At 67.7% G+C, this 22,397-nt stretch carries 24 protein-coding genes; 8 read left to right on the forward strand and 16 right to left on the reverse strand.

The window, feature by feature from the left end; genetic code table 11:
* Nucleotides 1-6 precede the first annotated feature (6 nt).
* From ACWDXS_RS07875 to ACWDXS_RS07910, 8 genes are all read right to left on the reverse strand, one after another.
* Nucleotides 7-162: a DUF6131 family protein gene (locus ACWDXS_RS07875; protein ID WP_378993113.1), complete on the reverse strand. Its 156-nt coding sequence runs from the start codon at nt 160-162 to the stop codon at nt 7-9.
* A 159-nt stretch (nt 163-321) separates the two neighbouring features.
* Nucleotides 322-597 carry a hypothetical protein gene (locus tag ACWDXS_RS07880; protein WP_378993112.1) on the reverse strand — a complete coding sequence of 92 codons (276 nt, stop codon included), beginning with the start codon at nt 595-597 and terminating at the stop codon, nt 322-324.
* 85 nt (nt 598-682) lie between these two features.
* Complete coding sequence (locus ACWDXS_RS07885; protein WP_378993109.1) at nt 683-1,414, reverse strand: GntR family transcriptional regulator; 732 nt, start codon at nt 1,412-1,414, stop codon at nt 683-685.
* Between the two features lie 108 nt (nt 1,415-1,522).
* Entirely contained in the window at nt 1,523-2,830 is a 1,308-nt protein-coding gene (locus tag ACWDXS_RS07890; RefSeq protein WP_449963516.1) for a serine hydrolase domain-containing protein, read from the reverse strand.
* 88 nt (nt 2,831-2,918) lie between these two features.
* Nucleotides 2,919-3,458: a hypothetical protein gene (locus ACWDXS_RS07895; protein WP_378993107.1), complete on the reverse strand. Its 540-nt coding sequence runs from the start codon at nt 3,456-3,458 to the stop codon at nt 2,919-2,921.
* Between the two features lie 155 nt (nt 3,459-3,613).
* On the reverse strand, nt 3,614-4,213 hold the full coding sequence (locus tag ACWDXS_RS07900) for a DUF305 domain-containing protein (protein WP_387445851.1): 600 nt from the start codon (nt 4,211-4,213) through the stop codon (nt 3,614-3,616).
* A 65-nt stretch (nt 4,214-4,278) separates the two neighbouring features.
* A complete protein-coding gene (locus ACWDXS_RS07905; protein ID WP_387445852.1) occupies nt 4,279-4,818 on the reverse strand; it encodes a DUF6153 family protein in 540 nt (179 codons plus the stop codon).
* Nucleotides 4,819-4,842: 24 nt separating this feature from the next.
* Nucleotides 4,843-5,421, reverse strand: coding sequence for an AMIN-like domain-containing (lipo)protein (locus ACWDXS_RS07910; protein ID WP_378993103.1), 579 nt, complete (start codon nt 5,419-5,421; stop codon nt 4,843-4,845).
* A gap of 402 nt (nt 5,422-5,823) precedes the next feature.
* Between ACWDXS_RS07910 and ACWDXS_RS07915 the strand changes: the two genes are divergently transcribed.
* Both ACWDXS_RS07915 and ACWDXS_RS07920 read left to right on the forward strand, forming a co-directional pair.
* Complete coding sequence (locus tag ACWDXS_RS07915) at nt 5,824-6,972, forward strand: class I SAM-dependent methyltransferase (RefSeq protein ID WP_378993102.1); 1,149 nt, start codon at nt 5,824-5,826, stop codon at nt 6,970-6,972.
* 150 nt (nt 6,973-7,122) lie between these two features.
* Nucleotides 7,123-7,980: a Bax inhibitor-1/YccA family protein gene (locus ACWDXS_RS07920; RefSeq protein WP_378636207.1), complete on the forward strand. Its 858-nt coding sequence runs from the start codon at nt 7,123-7,125 to the stop codon at nt 7,978-7,980.
* A gap of 176 nt (nt 7,981-8,156) precedes the next feature.
* Here ACWDXS_RS07920 and ACWDXS_RS07925 read toward each other — a convergent pair whose 3' ends face one another.
* Nucleotides 8,157-9,377: an acetyl-CoA C-acetyltransferase gene (locus ACWDXS_RS07925; RefSeq protein WP_378993100.1), complete on the reverse strand. Its 1,221-nt coding sequence runs from the start codon at nt 9,375-9,377 to the stop codon at nt 8,157-8,159.
* 61 nt (nt 9,378-9,438) lie between these two features.
* A complete protein-coding gene (locus ACWDXS_RS07930) occupies nt 9,439-10,308 on the reverse strand; it encodes an SGNH/GDSL hydrolase family protein (protein ID WP_378636213.1) in 870 nt (289 codons plus the stop codon).
* 113 nt (nt 10,309-10,421) lie between these two features.
* Between ACWDXS_RS07930 and ACWDXS_RS07935 the strand changes: the two genes are divergently transcribed.
* On the forward strand, nt 10,422-11,804 hold the full coding sequence (locus ACWDXS_RS07935) for a cystathionine beta-synthase (protein WP_378636216.1): 1,383 nt from the start codon (nt 10,422-10,424) through the stop codon (nt 11,802-11,804).
* Here the strand turns inward: ACWDXS_RS07935 and ACWDXS_RS07940 are convergent.
* Nucleotides 11,772-12,743 carry a LysR family transcriptional regulator gene (locus tag ACWDXS_RS07940; protein ID WP_378993098.1) on the reverse strand — a complete coding sequence of 324 codons (972 nt, stop codon included), beginning with the start codon at nt 12,741-12,743 and terminating at the stop codon, nt 11,772-11,774. The two genes, ACWDXS_RS07935 and ACWDXS_RS07940, sit on opposite strands and share 33 nt — an antisense overlap.
* 156 nt (nt 12,744-12,899) lie before the next feature.
* On the opposite strand from ACWDXS_RS07940, the gene ACWDXS_RS07945 reads away from it, so the two are divergent.
* Nucleotides 12,900-14,147 (forward strand): Glu/Leu/Phe/Val dehydrogenase dimerization domain-containing protein, encoded by a 1,248-nt coding sequence (locus tag ACWDXS_RS07945; RefSeq protein WP_387445898.1) that lies wholly within the window; start codon nt 12,900-12,902, stop codon nt 14,145-14,147.
* A 59-nt stretch (nt 14,148-14,206) separates the two neighbouring features.
* Here the strand turns inward: ACWDXS_RS07945 and erm are convergent, their stop codons facing one another.
* The gene (gene erm / locus ACWDXS_RS07950; RefSeq protein ID WP_449963526.1) at nt 14,207-15,031 is read right to left on the reverse strand and encodes an ErmE/ErmH/ErmO/ErmR family 23S rRNA (adenine(2058)-N(6))-methyltransferase; all 825 of its coding nucleotides are present in this window, start codon (nt 15,029-15,031) and stop codon (nt 14,207-14,209) included.
* Nucleotides 15,032-15,402: 371 nt separating this feature from the next.
* Between erm and ACWDXS_RS07955 the strand changes: the two genes are divergently transcribed.
* Nucleotides 15,403-16,236: a mechanosensitive ion channel family protein gene (locus ACWDXS_RS07955; RefSeq protein ID WP_378993095.1), complete on the forward strand. Its 834-nt coding sequence runs from the start codon at nt 15,403-15,405 to the stop codon at nt 16,234-16,236.
* Between the two features lie 62 nt (nt 16,237-16,298).
* On the opposite strand, the gene ACWDXS_RS07960 is transcribed toward ACWDXS_RS07955, so the two are convergent.
* Nucleotides 16,299-16,643, reverse strand: a complete 345-nt coding sequence (locus ACWDXS_RS07960; RefSeq protein WP_379315497.1) for a DUF6401 family natural product biosynthesis protein — start codon at nt 16,641-16,643, stop codon at nt 16,299-16,301.
* A 158-nt stretch (nt 16,644-16,801) separates the two neighbouring features.
* On the opposite strand from ACWDXS_RS07960, the gene ACWDXS_RS07965 reads away from it, so the two are divergent.
* Nucleotides 16,802-18,103 carry an NtaA/DmoA family FMN-dependent monooxygenase gene (locus ACWDXS_RS07965; RefSeq protein ID WP_387445856.1) on the forward strand — a complete coding sequence of 434 codons (1,302 nt, stop codon included), beginning with the start codon at nt 16,802-16,804 and terminating at the stop codon, nt 18,101-18,103.
* 158 nt (nt 18,104-18,261) lie between these two features.
* Nucleotides 18,262-18,543 carry a hypothetical protein gene (locus ACWDXS_RS07970; RefSeq protein WP_378993090.1) on the forward strand — a complete coding sequence of 94 codons (282 nt, stop codon included), beginning with the start codon at nt 18,262-18,264 and terminating at the stop codon, nt 18,541-18,543.
* A 1-nt stretch (nt 18,544) separates the two neighbouring features.
* Here the strand turns inward: ACWDXS_RS07970 and ACWDXS_RS07975 are convergent, their stop codons facing one another.
* Complete coding sequence (locus ACWDXS_RS07975; RefSeq protein WP_378993088.1) at nt 18,545-19,726, reverse strand: acyl-CoA dehydrogenase family protein; 1,182 nt, start codon at nt 19,724-19,726, stop codon at nt 18,545-18,547.
* Nucleotides 19,727-19,824: 98 nt separating this feature from the next.
* Here ACWDXS_RS07975 and ACWDXS_RS07980 point away from each other — a divergent pair, with 98 nt between their 5' ends.
* On the forward strand, nt 19,825-20,967 hold the full coding sequence (locus ACWDXS_RS07980) for a cystathionine gamma-synthase (protein WP_379316169.1): 1,143 nt from the start codon (nt 19,825-19,827) through the stop codon (nt 20,965-20,967).
* Between the two features lie 91 nt (nt 20,968-21,058).
* Here the strand turns inward: ACWDXS_RS07980 and greA are convergent, their stop codons facing one another.
* Nucleotides 21,059-21,550, reverse strand: a complete 492-nt coding sequence (gene greA, locus ACWDXS_RS07985) for a transcription elongation factor GreA (RefSeq protein WP_056813695.1) — start codon at nt 21,548-21,550, stop codon at nt 21,059-21,061.
* 276 nt (nt 21,551-21,826) lie between these two features.
* Nucleotides 21,827-22,291, reverse strand: a complete 465-nt coding sequence (locus tag ACWDXS_RS07990; RefSeq protein ID WP_378993084.1) for a DUF4307 domain-containing protein — start codon at nt 22,289-22,291, stop codon at nt 21,827-21,829.
* Between the last annotated feature and the right edge of the window lie 106 nt (nt 22,292-22,397).

Consider the following 22,397-nt stretch of genomic DNA (forward strand, 5'->3'; position numbering starts at 1 on the left):
GCATGGTCAGTAGTAGTGCCGACGGCCGCCGATAACACGCCCGGTGCTACCGACCAATGCCAGGACGAGACCGACCACGAGCAGGATGACTCCCACCGTGCTGAGGAGGGGGATGCCGAAAACGAGTCCAGCAATGAGAAGAATTGCGCCGAGAATAATCATCAGATCTCACCTTGTTCGGTGTCGGGACTGTGGAATGCCGGCAGGCACCCACAATGGCCGCATGCCCGGTTTTCCCGATTCGAAACAGGCTGTGCCCCAAGCGACCGGGGCACCGCGCCGCCGTGGCCGAGCAGTCGGCCACGGCGGCGCGGGGACGGGTCAGCGTCCGAAGATCGGCAGTGCGGCCGAGCCCGTCGACGGCGGGGGCGGGGCGCTGGAGCCGAGGTCGGCGTCGAACGAGCCGGTGCCGCTACCGACGTCGACCGAGCCCATCGAGCTACCGGTGGGTGGGCCGATCACGACCGAACCGGAGGGGAGCAGATCCCAATCGGCGCTGCCGACCGCGCCGGCGGTGCCGGCGGTGCCGAGCAGGGTTCCCGCGGCGAGCACGGCCAGCAGGCCTGCCCTGGCGGCGGTGGTTTGACGGATGGACATGGCTGATACCTCCGAGAGCTTCGCTGTGATAGCTCCCAGACGGTAACTGAAATACGCTGATTTCACACCAGATCGGCGCGGTCCGCTACGCCTGTGGCCGCTGGCCCACTTCCATCTGAACGCGGTAGCGGTCGGCGCGGTACCAGCTCTGGGTGTGCTCGATCGGCACCTCCGCGCTGAACGACACCCGGTCGAAATGCAGTACGGGAGCGCCCTTCTTGACGCCGAGCAGCGCCGCGACACCGGCTTCGGCGGCCTGGGCGTCGACTGTTTGCACGGCGCGTTCGATCGGCCTGCCGTAGCGGTCTGCCGTGGTCCGGTAGATCGAGCCGGTGAGGTCGTGCGAGATCAGGCCCGGCACCAGTTCGGGGTTGAACCAGGCGTCGTCGACGCTGACCGGATCGTCGTCGGCCAACCGCAATCGGCGCACGTGATAGGCGAGCACGCCCTGCGGCAGACGTAGCGCGCGGGCGGTGGCCTCGGGCGCTATCGCCTCCTCGGCAACGAGCACCAGGGTGGTCGGATGGTGGCCGAGCGCGCGCATCTCCTCGGTGAACGAGGCCAGGTGCAGCCGCGACTGCACGGGCCGGTGCGCGACGAAGGTGCCCTTGCCGCGAACCCGGACCAGATATCCCTCGTTCACCAGCTGACCGACCGCCTCGCGCACGGTGATCCGGCTGACGCCGTAGTCCTGCATCAGATTGCGCTCGCTGGTCAGCAGGTCGCCCGGCTGTAGCTCGCGCGTGCACTTCTGCAGCAGGATCGCGCGCAGCTGTTCGTGTTTGGGCACTGCGCTGTCGCGCAGCGGTGCGGGCATCGCCAGTGGCTCCTTTTTCCTGGTAGGCCGACCGGTCCCTACTGGTCCTATCCGGTGGAACCGAGAATACGCGACCGGCGCCGAGGAGCCCAGAGATCTACACCCGGATCAGCGGATTCCCGGTGTACGCGGGTCGGTGCCGACGCATCCCAGGATGACGCATCCCGGTGGCGAATCCGCGAACGGGGCCTTCGGAGTTTCGCCCAGGCAGTCGAGGAAGGTGCAACCGGGGTAGGCGTACGGGCCGACCCCGAGCGTGCCGAAGAAAGCATCGGGCCGGGCGATCATCGGATCGGTCACGCTCACATCGGGACGTTCCCGATACTCGCCGGGATCGGGGATCTGCTGGTCGCGGAACGCGGAGACGAGTGTGCGCATCACGTCGTGGGTGTAGGTGGTCGAACTGCCCACCGTCGCGACACCGGTCCAATTCAGCACCAGGCCGAGGCTGGGCACGATGAAGCTGTCGTTGCGCAGCATGCCCGACATCTTCACCGCGTCATCGGGCAGCCCGGGGAATTCGAGCCGACACGGTGCGCCGTTGATCACGAACAGGAAGCCGTAGCAGGGCATGCTCGGCGACGGTGACACGGCCGCGCGCATGTAGTCCTCGGAGATCACCTGCCGGTCGTTCCAGCGGCCCCGATTGCCCACGAGCAGACCGAGTTTCGCGAAGTCGTCCGGCGGCAGGATCAAATGCGCGTGGCCGTAGGTGTTTCCGGCACGGTCGCGGGCCCAGTAGTAGTCGCCGCGGGCGATGCCCAACGGGTCGAACAGCTTTCGCTGCGCGAAGCTCTGGAAATCATCGCCGACCGACTGCTGGACCACGTAGACCAGCAGGTCCACCGCGCGCTGGCTGTAGCGGAACATCGTGCCCTGCGGGCGTTCGATCGGCATCGCGAGGGCCTGCGCGACGACATTGGGATCGAGTTGCGCCAGCCCGGTCGCGCCCTCCGCGGCGACGGCGACTTCCATGCCCGAGGACTCGGTGAGCAGATTGCGCACGGTGATCTCCCGGTGCGCGGCATCGCCGAGGCCCGGTGGCAGATAGCGGCCGATCGGCTCGTCGATCCGCAGCAGCCCCTCGTCGACGGCGGCCCCGGCGACGAGTGCCACGACACTCTTGGTCCCGCTCCACAGATTCCACGCCACCCCGCCGGATTCGGCGTTGCGCGGGCCCGTCGCGATCAGGCAGTTGTTGCGGTACAGCTGGATGTTGAAGCGGGTCACGTCGGTGGCCCGCGCCATGGCGGCGGCCAGCACGGCGGGGTCGAGCGCGGCTTCGGCCGGTGTCGCGGACTGCGGGGTGCGGCCGGTGGTGACCTCACACTGCTTCGCGGTGACCGGGTCGGCCTTCGCCGAGCTCGGGAGCCATGCCCCCGAAATCAGGGTTATCGCGGTAATCGTCGCTGCCACAACGTATTTCAGAAAGCCCTGCACGCAACCCTCCAGATGGTGTGTCCGGAGGGGAATCGTGAACGATCACGTTCTTGTTACGAGGGGATCAGCTGCCGTACGGCGTGCACACCGCGATCGCTTCGTCTTTGGACGTGTTGAAAATGTCGATCACGCCGTTGAGCTCGTCGGTGGGCGCCCGGCGTTCGAGGGTATCGGCGAGGGTGTTGGTCTTCTCGATGTAGGCACGCAGCGGCACGGACAGATCGGCGATCACATCAGCGGTGATCTTGCGGTCGAGGTCCTTAGCGCTGTTGCGCAGGGTGGTGACCGCGTCGGTGGCCTTGGCATCGGCATCGGGGGCCTGATCGTTGGACGCCGCGATGTAGGCGTTGAACGAGGTCACCGAGGTCTTGTTGGCCGAGCGCAGGCCGTCGCACGCCGTGTCGTTGGCCGCCTCGATCTTCGCCGCCTTCGACGACGCCGCCGCCGCCGAGGACGCCGCTACCTCGGAGGTGTACGAGGCGAGCTCGCTCTGGTTCACCTCGGCGGTGCCCGGTACCTGCTGGGAGCAGGCGCCGAGGAAGATCACTCCGGTCGCGGTGGCCGCGAACGCGGTCCCGAGCCCCAGCCGTTCCAGTACTCGCATTTCTCTCTCCTGCCTCGAGATTGCAGGCACCGGTTGGGCCGGAGCCGAACATATCGACCGTACTGGCAACTTCCGGGTGACGTCAGGTCGCGGTGGCGATTTCGATGACGAACCGAGACGCGGCGCCGGGGTGTCGCGCCCGGCGCCGCACCCGATCAGTTCTGTCCGAGCATGCCGCGCATGGTGGCGATCTCAGCCTCCTGATCGGCCACGATCGTCGTCGCGAGCTGACGTGTTTGCGGATTCACACCGGCGTTCAGCTCCGTCTGGGCCATCCCGACCGCGCCCTCGTGGTGCTCGATCATCATCTCCAGCCACTGCCGGTCGAAATCGGCGCCGTTCGCGGCCTGCAGACTGCTCATCTGCGCGTCGGTCATCATGCCGGGCATGTCGTGCCCGCCGTGTCCTTCGGTCGCGCTCGGCGCGGGCTTGCCGAAACCGGCGAGCAGGTCGGTGATCTGCTGCATCTCCGGGGCCTGTGCCTTCTCCACCTGGGCGGCCAGTGCGATGAGCTGCTGGTTCTGGGTGTGGCTCGGCACCATCTTCGCCATCTCGACGGCCTGCGCGTGATGCGGGTACATCATCTGCAAAAAGGTGACGTCGGCATCGTTGAAGTCGGTGCTCGCGGCGGCGCTGGTCGCGGTGGTGGTGGAGTGCTCGGCGGTGTGCGTGGTGGTGCTGTCGTCGCTACAACCCGCCGCGAACAAGACGGTGGCGGCCGCGGCGACGAGGATGTGGGTACGGCTGATGGACATGGTGATCCTCCTGGGGATTCGGGTGAGGTGTCGAAACTGGCAGGGCACGCGTGGTGCCGTGCCTGTCAGATCCGCAGAATCGCCAGTTGGGACAGGGTGAGGACGGTCCATGGTGGTGGGCGTTCGCGTCGGCCGCGCCATGCCCTCGACGGTTGCCGAGCGGCTTCGGAGGTGTCGCCGAGGCGGTAGAGCAGGACCAGGGTCAGTGCGATGGCGAGTGCGGCCAGGACGAAAACGCAGGCGTGGACGGCGGAGTGCTCATCACAGCCCGCCGCGCCGCAGCCCGTGTGCGGGTCGGTGGGGGCGGCGATGGACAGCGTCGAGCCTGTCGACGGTACTTCGGCGAGATCTTGCGTGGAGTGGTCGATCGCGGGGAACACGGCGTGCTGGTCGGGCGGAGCCGCTGCCGGACGCGGGTCCGAGTGGTCGGTGGCGACCGGAGCCTGCGGGCCGTGCGCACTGTCGCTCGCGTGCGCGGTGCCGAAGACCGCGGAGTGCATGGCGACGATCCCGGCGAGCAGCATCAGCACGGCGAGCGCCCTGGCAATGCCGGGTGCGCGCGCGGGCTGCTGGTCCATCACGGCGACCAGTCTAGCGATCGCCATCGTGATACCCGGTAGGGGTAGCGATCACGGGGTGGCGATGTCGACGACCAGGCGCGGGGGATCGGCGAGAGCAGTGACGGAGAACGGTGGCTGGTCGGCGTCGAGGCCGATGAACGACTGGGTGACGCCCTCGTAGACCAGCTTCTTGTAGACGCCGGTGATGGTCGGCGTGCCCGGATCGGTCACCGGATCAGGCCCGGCGAACGGGGCGACGGTCGAGTCGAACGGGTACGCCGAGCCGAGAATGCGCACCTCGAGGATCGCGCGGCCTGCCACGTCGATGGTCTTGCCGCTGCCGTCCTGCACCGCGCTGTCGGTGTAGGCCACCTGCCAGCCGGGGGAGCCCGTGCCGCCGAGTTGGTAGACCACGCGGTCGAAGCCGGGCTGCCTGCCGATCCGGATATCGCTGACGGTCAGCGCCGCACCCGGGGAGGCCGCGCCGGACTTCGGGCTCGCGTCGGCCGGCACTTCGCCGGTGGCATCGGCGAACGTGCTGGTGGTGCTCGTTGTCGGCGGCGCGGCGGCCGGTGCGTCGTCGGTGCCGCAGCCGGATACCGAAACCGCGGCCGCGGCGATCAGCACGAACACGAGGGCGTTGCGCATGGGGCTGATGCTACGCAGGGACAGCGGCGTGGTGGGCGAAGTAACACGGGGTGTGTTCGGGCTACCGAAAGTTTGCTGATTACTTCGAAATGGGAGCGGTTGCGGTTGATGCGCCCAGGTCGGGGCCGGGTTTTTCGGTGAACGCGTACCAGTTCCGCGGTTAGCGCGACCTGCGGCGATCGGTTCCGGCACGGACCGGGCGGTGACCTTCGGCGAAGCATTGGGGAACAACGAAATTCGTGAGACCGGCGAATCCGGAGCGATCTGCAAGGACGTCGCAAATCGACGGAACCCGTTAGTGCTCAGTGAAATACGTCTCACGGCGACCCCTCCGGAGCCACCTCGCCTGTCGATACCGGGGCCGGATGTGACGGTGGGGCAACGATCTAGCACACTTGCCGGGTGGACAGTGTTGAGGACGTATTCGACCGACTACGCCGGTATCCGGATGTGGAGGCGCCGAACCTCTATGCCGTCGACGCCGCCGACCGACTGATCCTCGACACAGCCGCCGATGCCCTCGCGGCCGCGGGTAGCGGTGAGGTTGCGGTGATCGGCGACGCGTACGGCGCGCTCACCCTCGGGATCGCCGCGCAGCACGGACTCGCCGGTATTCGCGTGCACCAGGACCTGATCACCGGCGAATCTGCGCTGGCGGCCAACGCCAAGACCCTCGGGCTCACCGATCGCTACACCGCCCACGCCCTCGACGCCGACCTGCTGTCCGGGGCGCGCGTGGTCGTGATGCGGTTGCCGCGGATGCTGTCGGGTGTCGCCGAGATCGCCGAGGCCATCGCCCGCCACGCCGCCGGCGATGTGGTGGTGTTCGCGGGCGGTCGCGACAAGTACCTCACTCCGGCCATGAACGAGATACTCGCCGAATTCTTCGCGCAGGTCCGCGCGGGCCGGGGTCGGCAGAAGTCGCGCGTGCTCGTGGTCGGCGAACCGCTGCCGGTGGGCGAACCCCGGTTCCCGGCGCGCGAGCACGTCATCGAGATCGACGGCGACGTCGTCGCTTTCGGTGCGGCCTTCTCGGGCTCGCGCCTCGACATCGGCACCCGCTTCCTGCTCGAGCACATGGACCGGATGAAGCCCGACGCGCGTGATGCCGTCGATCTCGGTTGTGGCACCGGCATTCTCGCGGTCGCGCTGGCCAAGTCGCGCCCGCACATCCGGGTGGTCGGCACCGACCAGTCCGCCGCCGCCGTCGCCTCGGCGAGGGCCACCGCCGAGGCCAACGGCGTCGGCGATCGGGTGACGGTGGTGCGCGACGACGCCATGTCCTCGGCCGCCGACAACAGCGCCGACCTGGTGCTGTGCAATCCGCCCTTCCATGTCGGCGCGGCCGTGCACACCGGTTCGGCGATCAAGATGTTCGTCGAGACCGGCCGCGTGCTGCGGCCCGGCGGCGAGCTGTGGACGGTGTACAACTCGCACCTGAACTATCGCGGCGTGGTGGAGCGGATGGTGGGGCGCACCGATGTGATCGGCCGGAACCAGAAGTTCACGGTCACGCGGTCCGTTCGTGGTCTGCGCGACGTACAACGATAGGGCGACCCGAAAGCGGTAGAGTCCGATTTGTCCGAACGGGCGGGCGGTGTGGTCATGGACCGGATCGCTGGGAACTTTGTCCGATCGTGGCGCGTTGAACAGGGCAGTTGGAGCTTGTACAGCGACTCGTAACTCCAAGAAAGGCGCACGGTGCGTACCTCATCGAATCCGGTGTTCAAGAACCTTCCCCGCCAGGAGGGTGTCGGCGGTTACGCGAACTTCGGTTCGGGCGTAGCCGGCGCGGGCCAGCTGGGCAACCAGCAGTACGGCGAATACGGGCAGCAGTACGGCCAGCAATTCCAGCAGGCCCCTGCCACCCGCGCGATGACCATCGACGATGTGGTCACCAAGACCGGCATCACCCTCGCGGTGCTGACCGTCTCGGCGATCATCTCCTTCGCGCTGTCCAGCGCGAACCCGTCGCTGGCGCCACTGTTCGTCATCGGCGGCGCCATCGTCGGCCTGGTGCTCGTCCTGATCGCGACCTTCGGCCGCAAGATGGACAACCCGGCCATCGTGCTGTCCTACGCGGCCTTCGAGGGCCTGTTCCTCGGCGCGCTGTCGCTGATGTTCACCGACACCGAATTCGGCGGTGTGGGCGGTAGCGCCCTGATCGGCCAAGCGGTGCTCGGCACGTTCGGCGTGTTCTTCGGCATGCTCGTCGTCTACAAGACCGGCGCCATCCGCGTGACCCCCCGCTTCACTCGCATGCTGATCGGTGCGATGGTCGGCGTGCTGGTGCTGATGGTCGGCAACCTGATCGCGAGCTTCTTCACCGACGGCGGCTTCGGCCTGCGCGACGGTGGCGCCCTGGCGATCGTGTTCAGCCTGGTCTGCATCGCCATCGCCGCGTTCAGCTTCCTGCTCGACTTCGACGCCGCCGACCAGCTGATCCGCGCCCAGGCCCCCGAGAAAGCCGCCTGGGGCGTTGCCCTCGGCCTCACCATCACCCTGGTCTGGCTCTACGTCGAGATCCTGCGCCTGCTGAGCTACTTCCAGCGCGACTGATCTAGAAGCACAAACAAACCGAGCGGCTCCCCACGATCTGTGGGGAGCCGCTCGACTATGTCCAGCGAGTACATGGGTAACTCACCGGGGACCGGCTGACTCGGCCGACTGCGAAGTCTGGCCGCGTCGGATGACTCGCGGCACCCGATCCTGGCCAGAAGACGCGGAGAGGCGGACTAGCTCAAGCGCTCGATGACCAGCGCCATGCCCTGGCCGCCGCCGACGCACATGGTCTCCACGCCGAACTGCTTGTCGTAGGTCTGCAGGTTGTTCAGCAGGGTGGTGGTGATGCGGGCACCGGTCATGCCGAACGGGTGGCCCAGCGCGATCGCGCCGCCGGAGACATTGAGCTTGTCCTCGTCGATCTTCAGCTCACGCGCCGAACCGAGCACCTGCACGGCGAAGGCCTCGTTGATCTCGAACAGGTCGATGTCGGAGACCGACTTGCCCGCGATCGCCAGCGCGCGCTTGACGGCCTCGACCGGGCCGAGGCCCATGATCTCGGGCGACAGGCCGGAGACACCGGTGGAGACGATGCGGGCCAGCGGGGTCAGGCCCAGTTCCTTGGCCTTGGTGTCGCTCATGATCACCAGCGCCGCGGCGCCGTCGTTGAGCGCGCAGCAGTTGCCCGCGGTGACGGTGCCGTCGGGACGGAACACCGGCTTGAGCTGGCTGACCGCCTCGTAGGTGACGCCGGCGCGCGGGCCGTCGTCCTTGCTCACGATCGAGCCGTCGGGCAGGGTCACCGGGGTGATCTCCCGCTCGAAGAAGCCGGCCTTGATGGCCTCTTCGGCACGGTTCTGCGAGCGCACGCCCCAGCGGTCCTGGTCCTCGCGCGAGATGCCGGTCAGCGACGCGACGTTCTCGGCGGTCTGGCCCATCGCGATGTAGGCGTCGGGGAGCAGGCCGTCTTCACGCGGGTCGTGCCATGCGCCCTTGCCGCCCTGTGCGGTCTCGGCGGTGCGGGCCTCGGCCTCGGCGAACTCGGGGTTCTTCGTGTCGGGGGAGCTGTCGGCGGAGCCACGGGCGTAGCGCGAGACGGTCTCCACACCGGCGGAGATGAACACGTCACCCTCGCCTGCCTTGATGGCGTGGAAGGCCATCCGGGTGGTCTGCACCGACGACGCACAGTAGCGCTGCACGGTGGTGCCGGGGACGACGTCGAGGCCGAGCTGGATGGCGAGGATGCGGCCCATGCCGAAGCCGCCCTCACCGGCCGGGGAGCCGGTGCCGAGGATGATGTCGTCGATCTGCGTCGGGTCGAGCGAAGGCACCTTGGCCAGCGCGGCACGAATCATCTGCGTGGTCAGGTCGTCCGGGCGCATTCCCGCCAGTGACCCCTTGACGGCACGGCCGATGGGGGAACGGGCGGTGCTGACGATGACGGCCTCGGGCATGAGGACTCCTTTTCGCGTTGTTCGACGTGAACGGCTGTTTACATGCCGGTCATTCTCGAATCTACGTCTCCAGCTGCGCGACGGGAAGAGCAGGGCGGTCGCGCACCTGGGCGATCAGCACGGGAAGCAGCTGCGCGGCGGCCAATTCATAGCCTGCGGCGGACGGGTGGAATCCGTCGGTGGCGAAGAGGATTTCGGGCGCGGCGCGGAACTCCGAGGCGACCAGCGGTGAGCCCATCGGCACCGCGATGCCGCCCGCGATGGTGGTCGCGACAGTCTGCGCCTTGGCCAGCCGCACACTCCAGTTCGCGACGATCGTGCGCAGCGGCTGCTGGATCGCGGTGACGGTGCCCAGGTTCGGGCAGGTGCCGACCACCACCAGCGCGTCGGCCTCGCGCAGCCGCGACACCGCGGCGGCCAGCCTGCGCGCCGAGGCCCGGATGGAGTGCTTCTTGGTGATGTCGTTGGCGCCGACCAGGATCACCGCCGCGTCCGGCGGCGGCCCCGCCACGAACATCGCGTCGACCTGTCCGGCCAAGCCCTTCGAGGTGGCGCCGGAGATGGCCTTGGTGCTCAGCCGGATGCGCAGGCCGGTGGCCTCGGCCAACCCGCGGGCCAACCGCACCCCCGGCACATCGGCGGCGCCGAGACAGCCGAGCCCGGCCGCGGTGGAGTCGCCGAAGATCATCAGGTGCAGGTCGACCGGCGTCGTCTTACGCCACGGTTCCGGCAGGCTCGCGCCCGGTGCGTACACGCCATCGGCCTCGGGCGGCTTGGAGGTATCGCGGCCGATCACCGCGCGCGCCGCACCCGCCTGCGTCATCAGCAAGCGATACGTCGCCCAGGAGACGGTTCCGGCGCTCGATCCGGCGAGCACCGTCGTCGCTCCGGTCACGGCCGCCGTCCGCCAGCTGATTCGAGGTGCGCTCACATTCGAAAATTCTACGACGGAGATCGTGAGGAACGGAGATGTCGGCCACTTGCGGCCTGGTGGGCGCCCATCCGCTCGGCGTCGGGCGCAAGTGCTCGGCTACCCTCGGCACCATGCGCATCGCGGATCATGTCGTCGATCTCATCGGCAACACCCCCCTTGTTCGGCTGAACTCGGTGGTCGGCCCCAACGCGGGCCTGGTGGCCGCGAAGGTCGAATACCTGAACCCGGGCGGCAGCTCCAAGGACCGGATCGCGGTCAAGATGATCGACGCCGCCGAGCAGGACGGACTGCTGAAGCCGGGCGGCACGATCGTCGAGCCGACCTCGGGAAATACCGGTGTCGGCCTGGCGCTGGTCGCCCAGCAGCGCGGGTACAAGTGCGTGTTCGTGTGCCCGGACAAGGTCAGCGAGGACAAGCGCAACGTGTTGCGTGCCTACGGCGCCGAGGTCGTGGTCTGCCCGACCGCCGTGCCGCCGGAGCACCCCGACAGCTACTACAACGTCTCCGATCGCCTGGTCAGGGAGATCGAGGGCGCTTGGAAGCCCAACCAGTACTCGAACCCGGGCGGCCCCGACAGCCACTACGAGACCACCGGTCCCGAGATCTGGGCCGACACCGAAGGCAAGGTCACCCACTTCGTCGCGGGCGTCGGCACCGGCGGCACCATCTCCGGCACCGGCCGCTATCTCAAGGAAGTGTCCGGCGGCAAGGTCAAGATCATCGGCGCCGATCCGGAGGGCTCGGTGTACTCCGGCGGCACCGGGCGCCCCTACCTGGTCGAGGGTGTGGGCGAGGACTTCTGGCCCACCGCCTACGACGCGTCGATCCCCGACGAGATCATCGCCGTCTCCGACGCGGACTCCTTCGAGATGACCCGGCGCCTGGCACGCGAGGAAGGTCTGCTGGTCGGTGGTTCCTGCGGCATGGCCGTGGTCGCCGCGATCGAGGTCGCCCGCCGTGATCCCGACGCCGTGGTGGTCGTGCTGCTGCCCGACGGTGGCCGCGGCTACCTGTCGAAGATCTTCAACGACAAGTGGATGAGCTCCTACGGCTTCCTCCAGACTCCGCTGGAAGCCGGCCCGGAACCGCTGGTCGGCGACGTGCTGCGCGGCAAGTCCGGCGCCCTGCCCGACCTGGTGCACACCCACCCGTCGGAAACCCTGCGCGACGCCATCGAGATCCTGCGCGAATACGGTGTCTCCCAGATGCCCGTCGTCGGGGCCGAGCCGCCGGTCATGGCCGGTGAGGTCGCGGGCAGCGTCACCGAACGCGACCTGCTCTCGGCGGTGTTCGAAGGCCGCGCCAATCTCACCGACTCCGTTGCCCAGCACATGAGCCCGTCGTTCCCGCTGATCGGCTCGGGCGAGCCCCTCTCGACCGCCACCAAGGCACTGTCGGATTCCGACGCGCTGATGGTCGTCGAAGACGGTAAGCCTGTCGGCGTCATCACCCGCCACGATCTACTCGGTTTCCTGAGCACCGGCAGCATCTGAGGTTCGGCGCACGGTGGGTGCGGTGCGGATATCGGGGGCGAGTCCCTTCTTCGCCGCGGCGGTCCGGATCGCGTCCACCACCAGCAGCAGCGCGGCCCGGCCCGCCGAGTTGGTGCGGTAGGCCAGCGACACCGTGCGGGTGAGGGCGTCGCCGAGCGGCACGATGTCCACCCCGGGTGGGCGCAACGCCAGACCCAGATCCGACACCAGCGTCACACCGAGACCGGCCGCGACCATCGCCATCGAGGTCGCCTGCTCTTCCAGCTCGTGATCGATGCGCGGCCGCAGCCCGGCGGACTGGAACGCCAGCCGCGCCGCGTGCCCGAAGTGCGACCGGGCGGGCGCGATGATCCACGGATGCTCGGACAACTCGGCCAGGGTCACCCCTGCGGTGGGCACCGCGCCTGCCGGGACGGCGGCGTGGATCCGTTCGACACCGATGACCGCCCGCTCCAGACCACGGTCCCAGGTCATCGGATAGTTCGAGTAGTCGAGAACGAACGACAGGTCCAGCGTGCCGTCACGGACCGCGGCGGCCGTCGACTCCGGTGCGAGTTCGGTGGTACGCACCAGAATGCCCGGGTGTGAGGCGGCGAGGGTGGTGAGCGCGTCGGGGAGCAGCCCGGAGGCCACCGACGCCCACACTCCGGCGGTGATCTTCGCCGTCACCGATCCGCCCGCTTCCTCGAGCGCCTGGGTCGCGCGCTCGACCGCGGCCAGGATCTCTTCGGCGTGCTCTGCCAGCACGATCCCGAGGTCGGTGAGCTGCACGCGGCGCCCGCGTCGTTCGAACAGCCGGGTGCCCGCGTCGCGTTCGAGCTGTGCGAGCTGTTGGGAGACCGCCGACGCGGTGTAGTGCAGAGCGGCCGCGGCGGCCGTGATGGTGCCGCGCCGGTGTAGTTCGCGCAACATTCGCAAGCGGGCCAGAGACAGGTCCATAGCACCGAGCGTATGCACTGTGCAGGAACCGTGAAGGGTGCCGTGAACGAACCGTAAATAGACGCGCGGGCAGGGGCCGCGCAGGCTTGGTGCTACCGGGGACGACGAGGTCCGCCACAGGCGATCACGACGAATGAGGAGGTGGGCACCATGACGATGCTCGACCCGGGCACAGGTATGCCGCAGGTGAGTTCGCACGGCGTTGCGGGCACATCGACGGACCCGGCCATCACTCCCGCGAACCGTCGTTGCGAGCCGTACCTGCGTCTGCACTGGACGGATTCGCGCACTGACGCGGTCGGCTACCTTGTCGTCCACACCCTGCGCGGCGGCCTGGCCACCGGTGGCACCCGGATGCGCGCCGGCTGCACCCTGCGCGAGGTCGAGGATCTGGCGCGCGGCATGGCGAACAAGACCGCCACCTTCGACCTCCCGATCGGCGGCGCCAAGGGCGGGATCGACTTCGATCCGAAGGATCCGCGCGCGGTGGACGTGCTGGAGCGGTTCTGCGAGGCGATGCGCCCGTGGCTCGACACGCACTGGGTGACCGCCGAGGACCTGGGGGTCCCGCAGCACCTGATCGACGCGGTCTTCGTCAAGCTCGACCTGGATCAGAGCTTCCACGCCGCCATCCGGCGCTCCGCCGACCCGGCGGCGACGCTGGCGCGAGTCCGCGGCGGGCTCAACGTCGCGGTCGACGGCGGCTTCCTGCTCGGTGACGTCATCGGTGGTTTCGGTGTCGCGCACGCCTGTCTGGCCGCGGCGGTGCAGTGGGGGCAGGCGCCCGCCGACACGACGGCCGCGATCCAAGGCGTGGGCACCATGGGCGGGGCGGCGGCGTACTACCTGCACGAGGCCGGGATGAAGATCACCACGGTGGCCGATGCCGCGGGCACCCTGTACTGCGCCGAGGGCCTCGACATTCCGGCGCTGCTGGAACTGCGCGACGGCTACGGCGAGATCGACCGGTCCCGCCTGCCCGCGGGCATCGAGGAGATGCCGCGCGGCGCCGTGATATCGGCCGACGTCGATATCCTTGTGCCCGCGGCGATCTCGTATGCGATCACGCCGGACAACTCCTACGACATCCGGGCGCGCGTCGTCGTCGAAGCCGCGAACGCCGCCACCACACCGGAAGCCGAGGCCATGCTCGCCGCCCGCGGTGTCCCGGTACTGCCCGATTTCGTCGCCAACGCGGGTGCGGTGGCCTGGGCGTGGTGGTTGCTGCTCGGCGAAGTGGACGACGTCCCCGACACCTCGTTCGACCGGCTCCGCACCACCATGCACGACAAGGTCGCACAGCTGCTGATCGCATGGGCCGACGAGAACATCACCCCCCGCGAGATCGGCCACCGCTGGGCCGACGACCCGTCACCGCTCACCGGACCGGTCGTCATCCCCTGACAGCGCGGCACGCGGAGGACGGTGCTGCCCGCACGAGTGAAGGCAGCACCGACTCCTGGTCAGCGAGTGAGTATCGAGTGCAACTCCACCCACTGGTCCGGGTGGACATACGCGACGACCGTGCTGTGGTCGATGCCGGTAGCGGTCAACGCTTCGTCGACTCCTCGGTAGTGGGTACGCAGCGAAGCGCGCACCGTGCCACCGATACCGGAGTAGCCGGTTCGCACCAGCTCGGTGTAGGAATCCTGCTGTCGTACACGTGGTTCCGGTCTTCTGGTGATCCTCAAGATCGCCGAATCGACCGACGGGATCGGGCGGAAGCTGTCGCGGGGTACCTGCCCGTGGAGTTCCCAGCTGAACCACGGCCAGGTCGTCGCGGTCAGTAGGCTCCAGCGGCCGTAGTCGCCGGTGCGCTTGCGGGCGTATTCGCGTTGGGTGAGCAGTGTCGCCGAGGTCAGGGCCGGTGCGGTCAGACACCAGTCGACGATCTCGGCGGTCACGGAGAACGGGATGTTGCCCACCACGGCGAACGGCTCCCGGGGAGCCCTGGCCTTGGTGAAATCGCCACGGACGACGCGGATTCCGTTCTCGGACCGGGTTCGTGCCGAGAGCTTGGCCGCGAGCAGCGGATCGATCTCGTACGCGGTGACCTTTGCGCCCCGGCGAGCCAGTGCGTGCGTGAGAACGCCTTCGCCCGCACCGGGTTCGAGAACTGTTCCCGCCGGATCGGCCACCGCCACTATCGAGTCGACGGCGGCACGATCCACCAGAAAGTTCTGGGACAGTGTTCTTCTCGCGTGGTCACGGGCGGTCCGACCGCCGCTCTTGCCGGTGACCTTGCGCTGAGTGTGTGAGTAGTTTCGGTGTGCGAAATCCTGCGCCACGGCAGTTGCCCCTTCGGGTCTTCGAGTCGAATGAGTCTCGAAGGGCCCTGGGCGCGCCGGTGGACGCCGATGAAGTTATCCGCGTCCGCTAGCGGGCCAGAGCCCGGATGTAGCGGAGGCGAATGAAGTAGTGGCACGACATGGGACCGACTCTAGGAAGCGGTCGAGAACCAGGCAACCGAATTTCGGACCGGCGCCGATCGGCTCGAGGGGCTGGGCGGAACGAGATCCGTGGGTCACTGTGGCTCTGACCGGCCGTGAGCAAATTTATCGCAACTACGCGGATTCGATGGAAATTACCTGGGTAAACAGCACGAACAGGTGCATCGGCAATTCAGCCGCACTGATCGGAATGAGCGAAAGGATAGGCCGTGGATACCTCCGTCATTGCGATAGATTTCCAGCAGGGCTTGACCGACGCATGGAGTTCGGTCGCGCAGTTCGTCCCCAAAGCGGTGGCATTCATCGCCATTCTTCTCGTCGGCTGGATCATCGCGAAGGTGGTCGCCAAGATCGTGAACGCGGTGCTGGAACGTGTCGGATTCGACAAGCTCGTCGAACGTGGCGAACTGCGGAAAATGATGTCCCGCAGTAAATATGACGCTTCCGACATCATCGCCAAGATCGCCTATTACGCGATTCTGCTGATCGCGTTGCAGATCGGTTTCGCGGTGTTCGGGCCGAACCCGGTCAGTGCGCTGCTCACCAGCATCGTGGCGTGGCTGCCCAAGGCGGTGGTCGCGATCATCATCGTGGTGATCGCCGCGGCGATCGCGCACGCGGTGAGCGATCTCGTCTCCAACGCGCTCGGCGGGCTGTCCTACGGGCACATGCTCGGCCGGATCGCGGCGGTGTTCATCTGGGGTATCGGCATCATCGCGGCGCTGAACCAGATCGGTGTCGCGACCTCGGTGACCACCCCGGTCCTAATCGCCGTGCTCGCCACCATCGGCGGCATTCTGGTGGTCGGTGTCGGTGGCGGCCTGGTCAGGCCCATGGAGCAGCGCTGGAGCAATTGGCTCGGCAACCTGGAATCGGAGATGCCGGCGATGAAGGGCCATGCCCAGGCCTACCAGCGCGGACGTGAGGACGCCGAGCGTCAGGGCGAGCGGGTGGCGCCGAGTGCGGCCGAGCAGGCGCGGGTCACGCCCGGCGCGACCTACCCCGGCGGCGAGCCGGGCTGGGGCGGCGAAACCGTGCGGTGATCAACGGGCATCGGCGCACCGTCACCTTCGGGTGGCGGTGCGCCGATGTCGTCGGTGGGGTATCAGTCGGCGGCGTACGCGCACACCGCGGCAAGGCGCAACTGCAGCCAGTCGGCGTCGTGCCAGTTGTCCGGCGCGCCCGCGAAGAACCCGTCGGCCCGCTCGGCGAAATGGTCGAGCAGTCCGCGGACATAACCGGCGAGCAGAATACCGAGTGGCACCCGCGTCGAATCGTCGACGCCGAGAGCGAGAATGTCGCGCACCGCGGCGGCATGCTGGTCGAGCTGGGCGGACAGTCCGGGTACCACCGCGGCGACGGCGGCCGCGGGTGCTCCGAACTCGGTGTTCAACTGCTGTAATTGTCGTTGCGCCGAGAGTTCGAGCAACGCGGGACCTGGCGCAAACATTGCAATATGGTAGCAATCTCTCCGTCGCTGAAGAAATTGGATCGATTCAAGATCGATAGCGTGACCGGGCGAATACGTCGCAACCATTTCGCGGGTCGATCGAATTCGGTTGAGCACAACCATGGTCGCTCGCGCAGCGCCCTGCTGGACTGTCGACCATGGGCAGCGAACGTCGGAAATTGAAGACCGTCACCGGGGTGAGCGGATCACGCGATGTGTACGCCGCGGCACTGGACCCGACCCGTTCCACGCTCGAGGAGGGTATCCGGATCGCGCGGATCGCACAGCAGAACAAGATCGGTGCGATCTTCGCGGCGGACCTGCTCAGCTTCGGCGCACAGGGGGCGATCGGCGCGCAGGAACCACTGATCCAGCTCGCCGCCCTCGGCGCGGTGACCACCGATGTCGGCCTGATCGCCACCGTGTCCACGACCTTCCATCATCCCTATAACCTGGCCCGGCTCTTCGGCACGCTCGACCACATCAGCAACGGCCGCGCGGCCTGGAACGCGGTGACCTCGTCGCTGGGCGAGGAGAACTACGGCGACCGCGATCTACCGAGCCCGGAGCAGCGCTACGCGCGCGCCACCGAATCCATCGAGGTGGTCAACGCGCTGTTCGACAGCTGGCGCCCTGGTGCGCTGCGGCCGGACGGCGCGGGGGGCGCGACCCTGGACGAATCGCTCGTGCGGCCGATCGACTTCGCCGGACAGCATTTCTCGGTCCGCGGCCCGCTGAACATCCCGCCGCTGCCCCAAGGCAGGCCGGTGCAGTTCCAGGCCGGTCAATCCGCGGGCGGCGTCGAACTCGGCGCACGATTCGCGGAGGTGGTGTTCACCTCGCTGGCCACGCTCGAGGATGCGATCACCTACACGAAGAAGATCCGCACCCGCGCCGCCGAGCTGGGCAGGCCGGACGGGCTTCCGCTCATCTTCAGTTCCTTCCACGCCACCTACGGCGCGACGGAGGAAGAAGCCCGCAGGCTGGTTCGCGAGGCCGCCGAAGCCACCGATTTCGAGGCGGGGCGCCGTCAACTGGCCGACATGCTGGGTGGCGGCATCGACCTGTCCGAGCTACCGCTGGACAAGCCCATCCCGGAAGCACTGCTGCCGCAACTGGATTCGGTACACCGGCGACGCGGCCGGGTCGAGATCTTCGCCAAGCTCGCCGCCTCCGGCGCGACGCTGCGCGAACTCGTCATCGCCGCCAAGGACACCGGCCACTGGGCAGCGGCGGGCACCCCCGAACAGCTCGCCGACGCGATCGAGGAGCGCTATCGGGCGAATGTGCTCGACGTGATCTCCCTCGGCGGGTTCACCGACGAGCGCACCCACGATTTCGTCGTCAACGGTCTGCTGCCCGAGCTGCGTCGCCGGAAGCTGCTCGACACCGACTATCTGGGCGCGACCTACCGCGAGAATCTGGAACTGCCCGCGCCGACCTCGACGACGAGGGCGTAGCCGACGAGATGTGATCGAGATCGCGGACTTGCGTGAACCGGGCGCCCGATGGACTCTGAATGGGTATAACCGTTCGGAGACAACTTTCGGCAAACCAGCCCGGCGAGCGAAGGGATCCCGCAGTGCAGGTCACCGACCCGGCCGTTCACCTGTTCGGCATGAGCACGGTAATCGCTGCTAGCGCAGGGTATTCGGCGCAGACAAGGGTCTCCCGCGCCTGGCGCCGCTCGCCCTACGCACCCCTGCTCGGCCGTCTCGCCGCCGCGATCTTCTGGGGTTGCGGCAGTGTGGCCGGGCTGACCCTGCTCGGCATTCCCGCAGCGATCACCGTGCCGATCGCGCTGACCGTGCTCACCGTGGTGATCGTGATGCTCGCCGCGGCCTTCGCCGGCGGCATGATCAGGCCCGCGCCGAGGCCGAGCCTGTCGGCCCGAACCTGACCTACCGGAACGCGTTGGCGTCGGTGAGCGCCTTGCCGATGACCAGCTGGTGCACCTCGGCGGTGCCCTCGTAGGTCAGCACGGATTCCAGGTTGTTGGCGTGCCGCAGGACCGGGTAGTCGAGGGTGATGCCGTTGGCGCCCAGGATGGTCCGGCATTCGCGAGCAATCTTGATGGCCTCGCGCGTGCTGTTCAGCTTGCCCGCGCTGATCTGCTCGCCGGTGATCTCGTGTCGATCCTTCAACCGGCCCAGGTGCAGCGCGAGCAACTGCCCCTTGCCGAGTTCGAGCGCCATATCGGCCAGTTTGGCCTGGGTGAGCTGATAGCCCGCGAGCGGCTTGTCGAACACCTCGCGGGTGCGGGCGTAGTCGATCGCGGCGCTCAGGCAGTCGCGCGCGGCGCCGAGCGCGCCGAAGACGATGCCGAATCGCGCCTCGCTCAAGCACGCCAGCGGCGAACTGAGCCCCCGTGATTCGGGCAGCACGGCATCGGCGGGCAGGCGCACATCGTCGAAATCCAGTGCGGCGGTGAGCGATGCGCGCAGCGACAGCTTGCGATGGATCTCGCGAGTGGTGAAACCCGGTGTGCCCGCGGGTACCAGGAAGCCGCGCACCCGCGCCTTGTCCGCGCCGGGCTCCTCCGCATACGCCCAGACGACGGCGACATCGGCCACCGACCCATTGGTGATCCACATCTTCGACCCGTTCAGGATCCAGTCGTCACCGTCGCGACGTGCCCGCGTGCGCATGCCGCCGGGGTTGGACCCGAAATCGGGCTCGGTGAGCCCGAAGCACCCGATCACCTCACCGGCCGCCATCGCAGGCAGGTACTGCTGCTTCTGCTCCTCGGAACCGAAGAAATGAATGGCCGCCATCGCCAGCGAGCCCTGTACCGACACCATGCTGCGCACGCCGGAGTCGACGGCTTCGAGTTCCAGGCAGGCGAGGCCGTACGCGGTGGCCGACGCGCCCGCGCAGCCGTAGCCGTCGAGGTGCATGCCGAGCAGCCCGAGCTTGCCCAGTTCCGGTGCGATCTCGCGGACCGGGAATGTGCCCTGCTCGAACCAGTCGGCGAGGTGCGGTCGCAGCCTGCGTTCCCCGAATCGCGCCACCGTGTCGCGGATTTCGCGCTCCTCCGACGACAGCAACGGATCGATGGCGAACAACTCTTCGACAGTGACCATGGCGTGAGCTTAACCGCAGTACCAGCCCCGAAACCGACACTTCGACCAGGCCGCCACCCCAGCGATCGCACCCGGAGCAGGCCAACTAGTCTGAGGTGATGAGTGAGCTGGGATTCTCCACCAGGGCCGTGCACGCCGGATACGAACCCGATCCTCAGACCGGTGCGGTCAACGTGCCCATCTACGCGAGCTCCACCTTCGCCCAGGACGGCGTCGGCGGCATGCGCGGTGGTTACGAGTACGCGCGCACCGGCAACCCCACCCGCACGGCACTGGAAGCCAACCTCGCGGCCCTCGAATCGGGCAGCTACGGGCGTGCCTTCGCCTCGGGCATGGCGGCCACCGACTGTGCGCTGCGCGCGATGCTGCGCCCCGGCGATCACATCGTGATTCCCGACGACGCCTACGGCGGCACCTTCCGGCTCATCGACAAGGTCTTCAGTCAGTGGGGCATCGAGCACTCGCCCGCCCACATCGCCGACCTCGACGCGGTGCGCGCGGCCGTCCGCCCCAACACCAAGCTGGTGTGGATCGAGACGCCGACCAATCCGCTGCTGAGCATCGGTGACATCCCCGCGCTGGCCGATATCGCCCACGAGGCCGACGCGAAGCTGGTGGTGGACAACACGTTCGCCACCCCGTACCTGCAGCAGCCGCTGCTGCTCGGCGCCGACGTGGTGCTGCACTCGACCACCAAGTACCTCGGCGGTCACTCCGATGTCGTCGGCGGCGCGCTGATCACCAACAGCGCCGACCTCGACAAGGACTTCGCGTTCCTGCAGAACGGCGCGGGCGCGGTGCCCGGTCCGTTCGACGCCTTCCTCACGATGCGCGGCATCAAGACCCTGGCCGTGCGCATGGAGAAGCACTGCGACAACGCCGAGGTGATCGCGGAGTTCCTGACCAACCATCCGGCCATCTCGCAGGTCATCTACCCCGGTCTGCCCACGCACCCCGGCTACGAGATCGCGCAGAAGCAGATGCGTCGCAGCGGCGGCATGATCTCGGTGCGCCTGGCCGGTGGCCGGGAAGCGGCGCTGAAGTTCTGCTCGCGGACCGAGATCTTCACGTTGGCCGAATCGCTGGGCGGTGTCGAATCGCTCATCGAACACCCCGGTGCCATGACCCACGCCAGCACCGAGGGGTCGGCGCTGGAAGTCCCCGCCGACCTGGTCCGGCTCTCGGTCGGCATCGAAGACATCAGCGATCTCCTCGCCGATGTCGAACAGGCGCTGAGCTGAGCGGGACCCGACACACATGACGAAGCGGCCGCATCCGGTATCCGGATGCGGCCGCTTGCGTTCGGGTTCCCGACGTACGGGTTCAGCGAGCTCAGCTGTGGTACGGCTCCGCGCTGACCAGCGTCACCTTCATGGTGTTGCCGTTGGGGAGTGTGTACTCGCGGGTCTCGCCCACCTTGGCGTCGATCAGCGCCCCGCCCAGCGGCGAGTTCGGCGAGTAGGCCTCCAGGCCGGTGGCGCCGAGTCCCTCTTCGCGGGTCGCGATCAGGAAGGTCTCGGTATCGCCCTCGTCGCCGTCGTAGTAGACCGTGACGACCGAGCCCGGCAGTGCCACACCGGATTTGGTGGGGGCGACGCCGACCTTGGCGTTGTTCAGCAGCTCCTGCAGCTGGCGGATACGCGCCTCCTGCTGACCCTGCTCTTCACGCGCGGCGTGGTAGCCACCGTTCTCCTTGAGGTCGCCCTCTTCGCGGCGCTCGTTGATCTCGGCGGCAATGACCGGACGATTGGCAATGAGCGAGTCCAACTCGCCCTTGAGCCTGTCGTGCGACTCCTGGGTAAGCCAGGTCACATTCTCGGTCATCTCGATCACTCCCTAGTAGTTGTTCCCGGCGCACCGGGATTCCCTGAAACCAGCGCGAAACCTCCCGAAGGAGGGCATGCACCAGCCCGACGGCTGGAGCGATCCTGGGGGTGAACCCGATACCCGCAAACAGCACCGCTGGCCGCCAATGCAGCAAACACGGCTCCGAACCCCGGAACCGTGTATCAGCCCATTTTAGCATGTCTCACAAAAATGCAGGTCAGCCTAGTCAGGCGGGCTATTCGCCGTGCAGTGTCACTGATCGCTGGTGCGGGCTCACTGATCGCTGGTGCGCAGATACCCGGGAATCTGGTCGCTGCAACCATAAATATCGCCCGCCGAAGCGCGTGCCGACGACTTCACCGTAGTGCTCACCTGCACGCTGGTCGAGTCCGAGCCCGGCACGAGTATTTCGCGCCGGCCCACCTCGGCGCCGTCACGGTCCATCGCCCGTACGAAGCAGACCACGGCCTGCTGCGGGTCGTCGCGGGTGACCTTGATCCGCATGTCCAGGGTGGCGTCGTCGACGACCACGTAACCCAGCTGCTCGGTCTCGATCGCCTTCGGGCCATATTTCTGGAAGCCGAGATAGGCCACCGCGAAGCCGGCCGCCACCACGCCGACACCGAGCAAAACCATCAGCCACAGGCGACGCGCAGGTGGTTTCGTGCCATATCGATCGGCGTGTCGCGCTGCTGCGGCGGCCGAGGTCGCGGCGGAGTCCGGTGCGGGCTCGGTCATCGTTTTCGCGCTCCCGGGGGTGGTCGGAACAAACAGGGGGTCGGATGGAACTATAGGTAACGACATCTGACACCCGCGAGCGAGAGCGACGGTGAACGAGAAGTGA

It is taken from the genome of Nocardia sp. NPDC003183, assembly GCF_053590715.1.

Bases quoted from the DNA above. Each gene is read 5' to 3' on its own strand.
- ACWDXS_RS07875 (WP_378993113.1), bottom strand. From the start codon at position 162: ATGATTATTCTCGGCGCAATTCTTCTCATTGCTGGACTCGTTTTCGGC.
- ACWDXS_RS07880 (WP_378993112.1), bottom strand. From the start codon at position 597: ATGTCCATCCGTCAAACCACCGCCGCCAGGGCAGGCCTGCTGGCCGTG.
- ACWDXS_RS07885 (WP_378993109.1), bottom strand. From the start codon at position 1,414: ATGCCCGCACCGCTGCGCGACAGCGCAGTGCCCAAACACGAACAGCTG.
- ACWDXS_RS07895 (WP_378993107.1), bottom strand. From the start codon at position 3,458: ATGCGAGTACTGGAACGGCTGGGGCTCGGGACCGCGTTCGCGGCCACC.
- ACWDXS_RS07900 (WP_387445851.1), bottom strand. From the start codon at position 4,213: ATGTCCATCAGCCGTACCCACATCCTCGTCGCCGCGGCCGCCACCGTC.
- ACWDXS_RS07905 (WP_387445852.1), bottom strand. From the start codon at position 4,818: ATGGCGATCGCTAGACTGGTCGCCGTGATGGACCAGCAGCCCGCGCGC.
- ACWDXS_RS07910 (WP_378993103.1), bottom strand. From the start codon at position 5,421: ATGCGCAACGCCCTCGTGTTCGTGCTGATCGCCGCGGCCGCGGTTTCG.
- ACWDXS_RS07925 (WP_378993100.1), bottom strand. From the start codon at position 9,377: ATGCCCGAGGCCGTCATCGTCAGCACCGCCCGTTCCCCCATCGGCCGT.
- ACWDXS_RS07935 (WP_378636216.1), top strand. From the start codon at position 10,422: ATGCGCATCGCGGATCATGTCGTCGATCTCATCGGCAACACCCCCCTT.
- ACWDXS_RS07940 (WP_378993098.1), bottom strand. From the start codon at position 12,743: ATGGACCTGTCTCTGGCCCGCTTGCGAATGTTGCGCGAACTACACCGG.
- ACWDXS_RS07945 (WP_387445898.1), top strand. From the start codon at position 12,900: ATGCTCGACCCGGGCACAGGTATGCCGCAGGTGAGTTCGCACGGCGTT.
- ACWDXS_RS07960 (WP_379315497.1), bottom strand. From the start codon at position 16,643: ATGTTTGCGCCAGGTCCCGCGTTGCTCGAACTCTCGGCGCAACGACAA.
- ACWDXS_RS07965 (WP_387445856.1), top strand. From the start codon at position 16,802: ATGGGCAGCGAACGTCGGAAATTGAAGACCGTCACCGGGGTGAGCGGA.
- ACWDXS_RS07970 (WP_378993090.1), top strand. From the start codon at position 18,262: ATGAGCACGGTAATCGCTGCTAGCGCAGGGTATTCGGCGCAGACAAGG.
- ACWDXS_RS07975 (WP_378993088.1), bottom strand. From the start codon at position 19,726: ATGGTCACTGTCGAAGAGTTGTTCGCCATCGATCCGTTGCTGTCGTCG.
- ACWDXS_RS07980 (WP_379316169.1), top strand. From the start codon at position 19,825: ATGAGTGAGCTGGGATTCTCCACCAGGGCCGTGCACGCCGGATACGAA.
- greA (WP_056813695.1), bottom strand. From the start codon at position 21,550: ATGACCGAGAATGTGACCTGGCTTACCCAGGAGTCGCACGACAGGCTC.
- ACWDXS_RS07990 (WP_378993084.1), bottom strand. From the start codon at position 22,291: ATGACCGAGCCCGCACCGGACTCCGCCGCGACCTCGGCCGCCGCAGCA.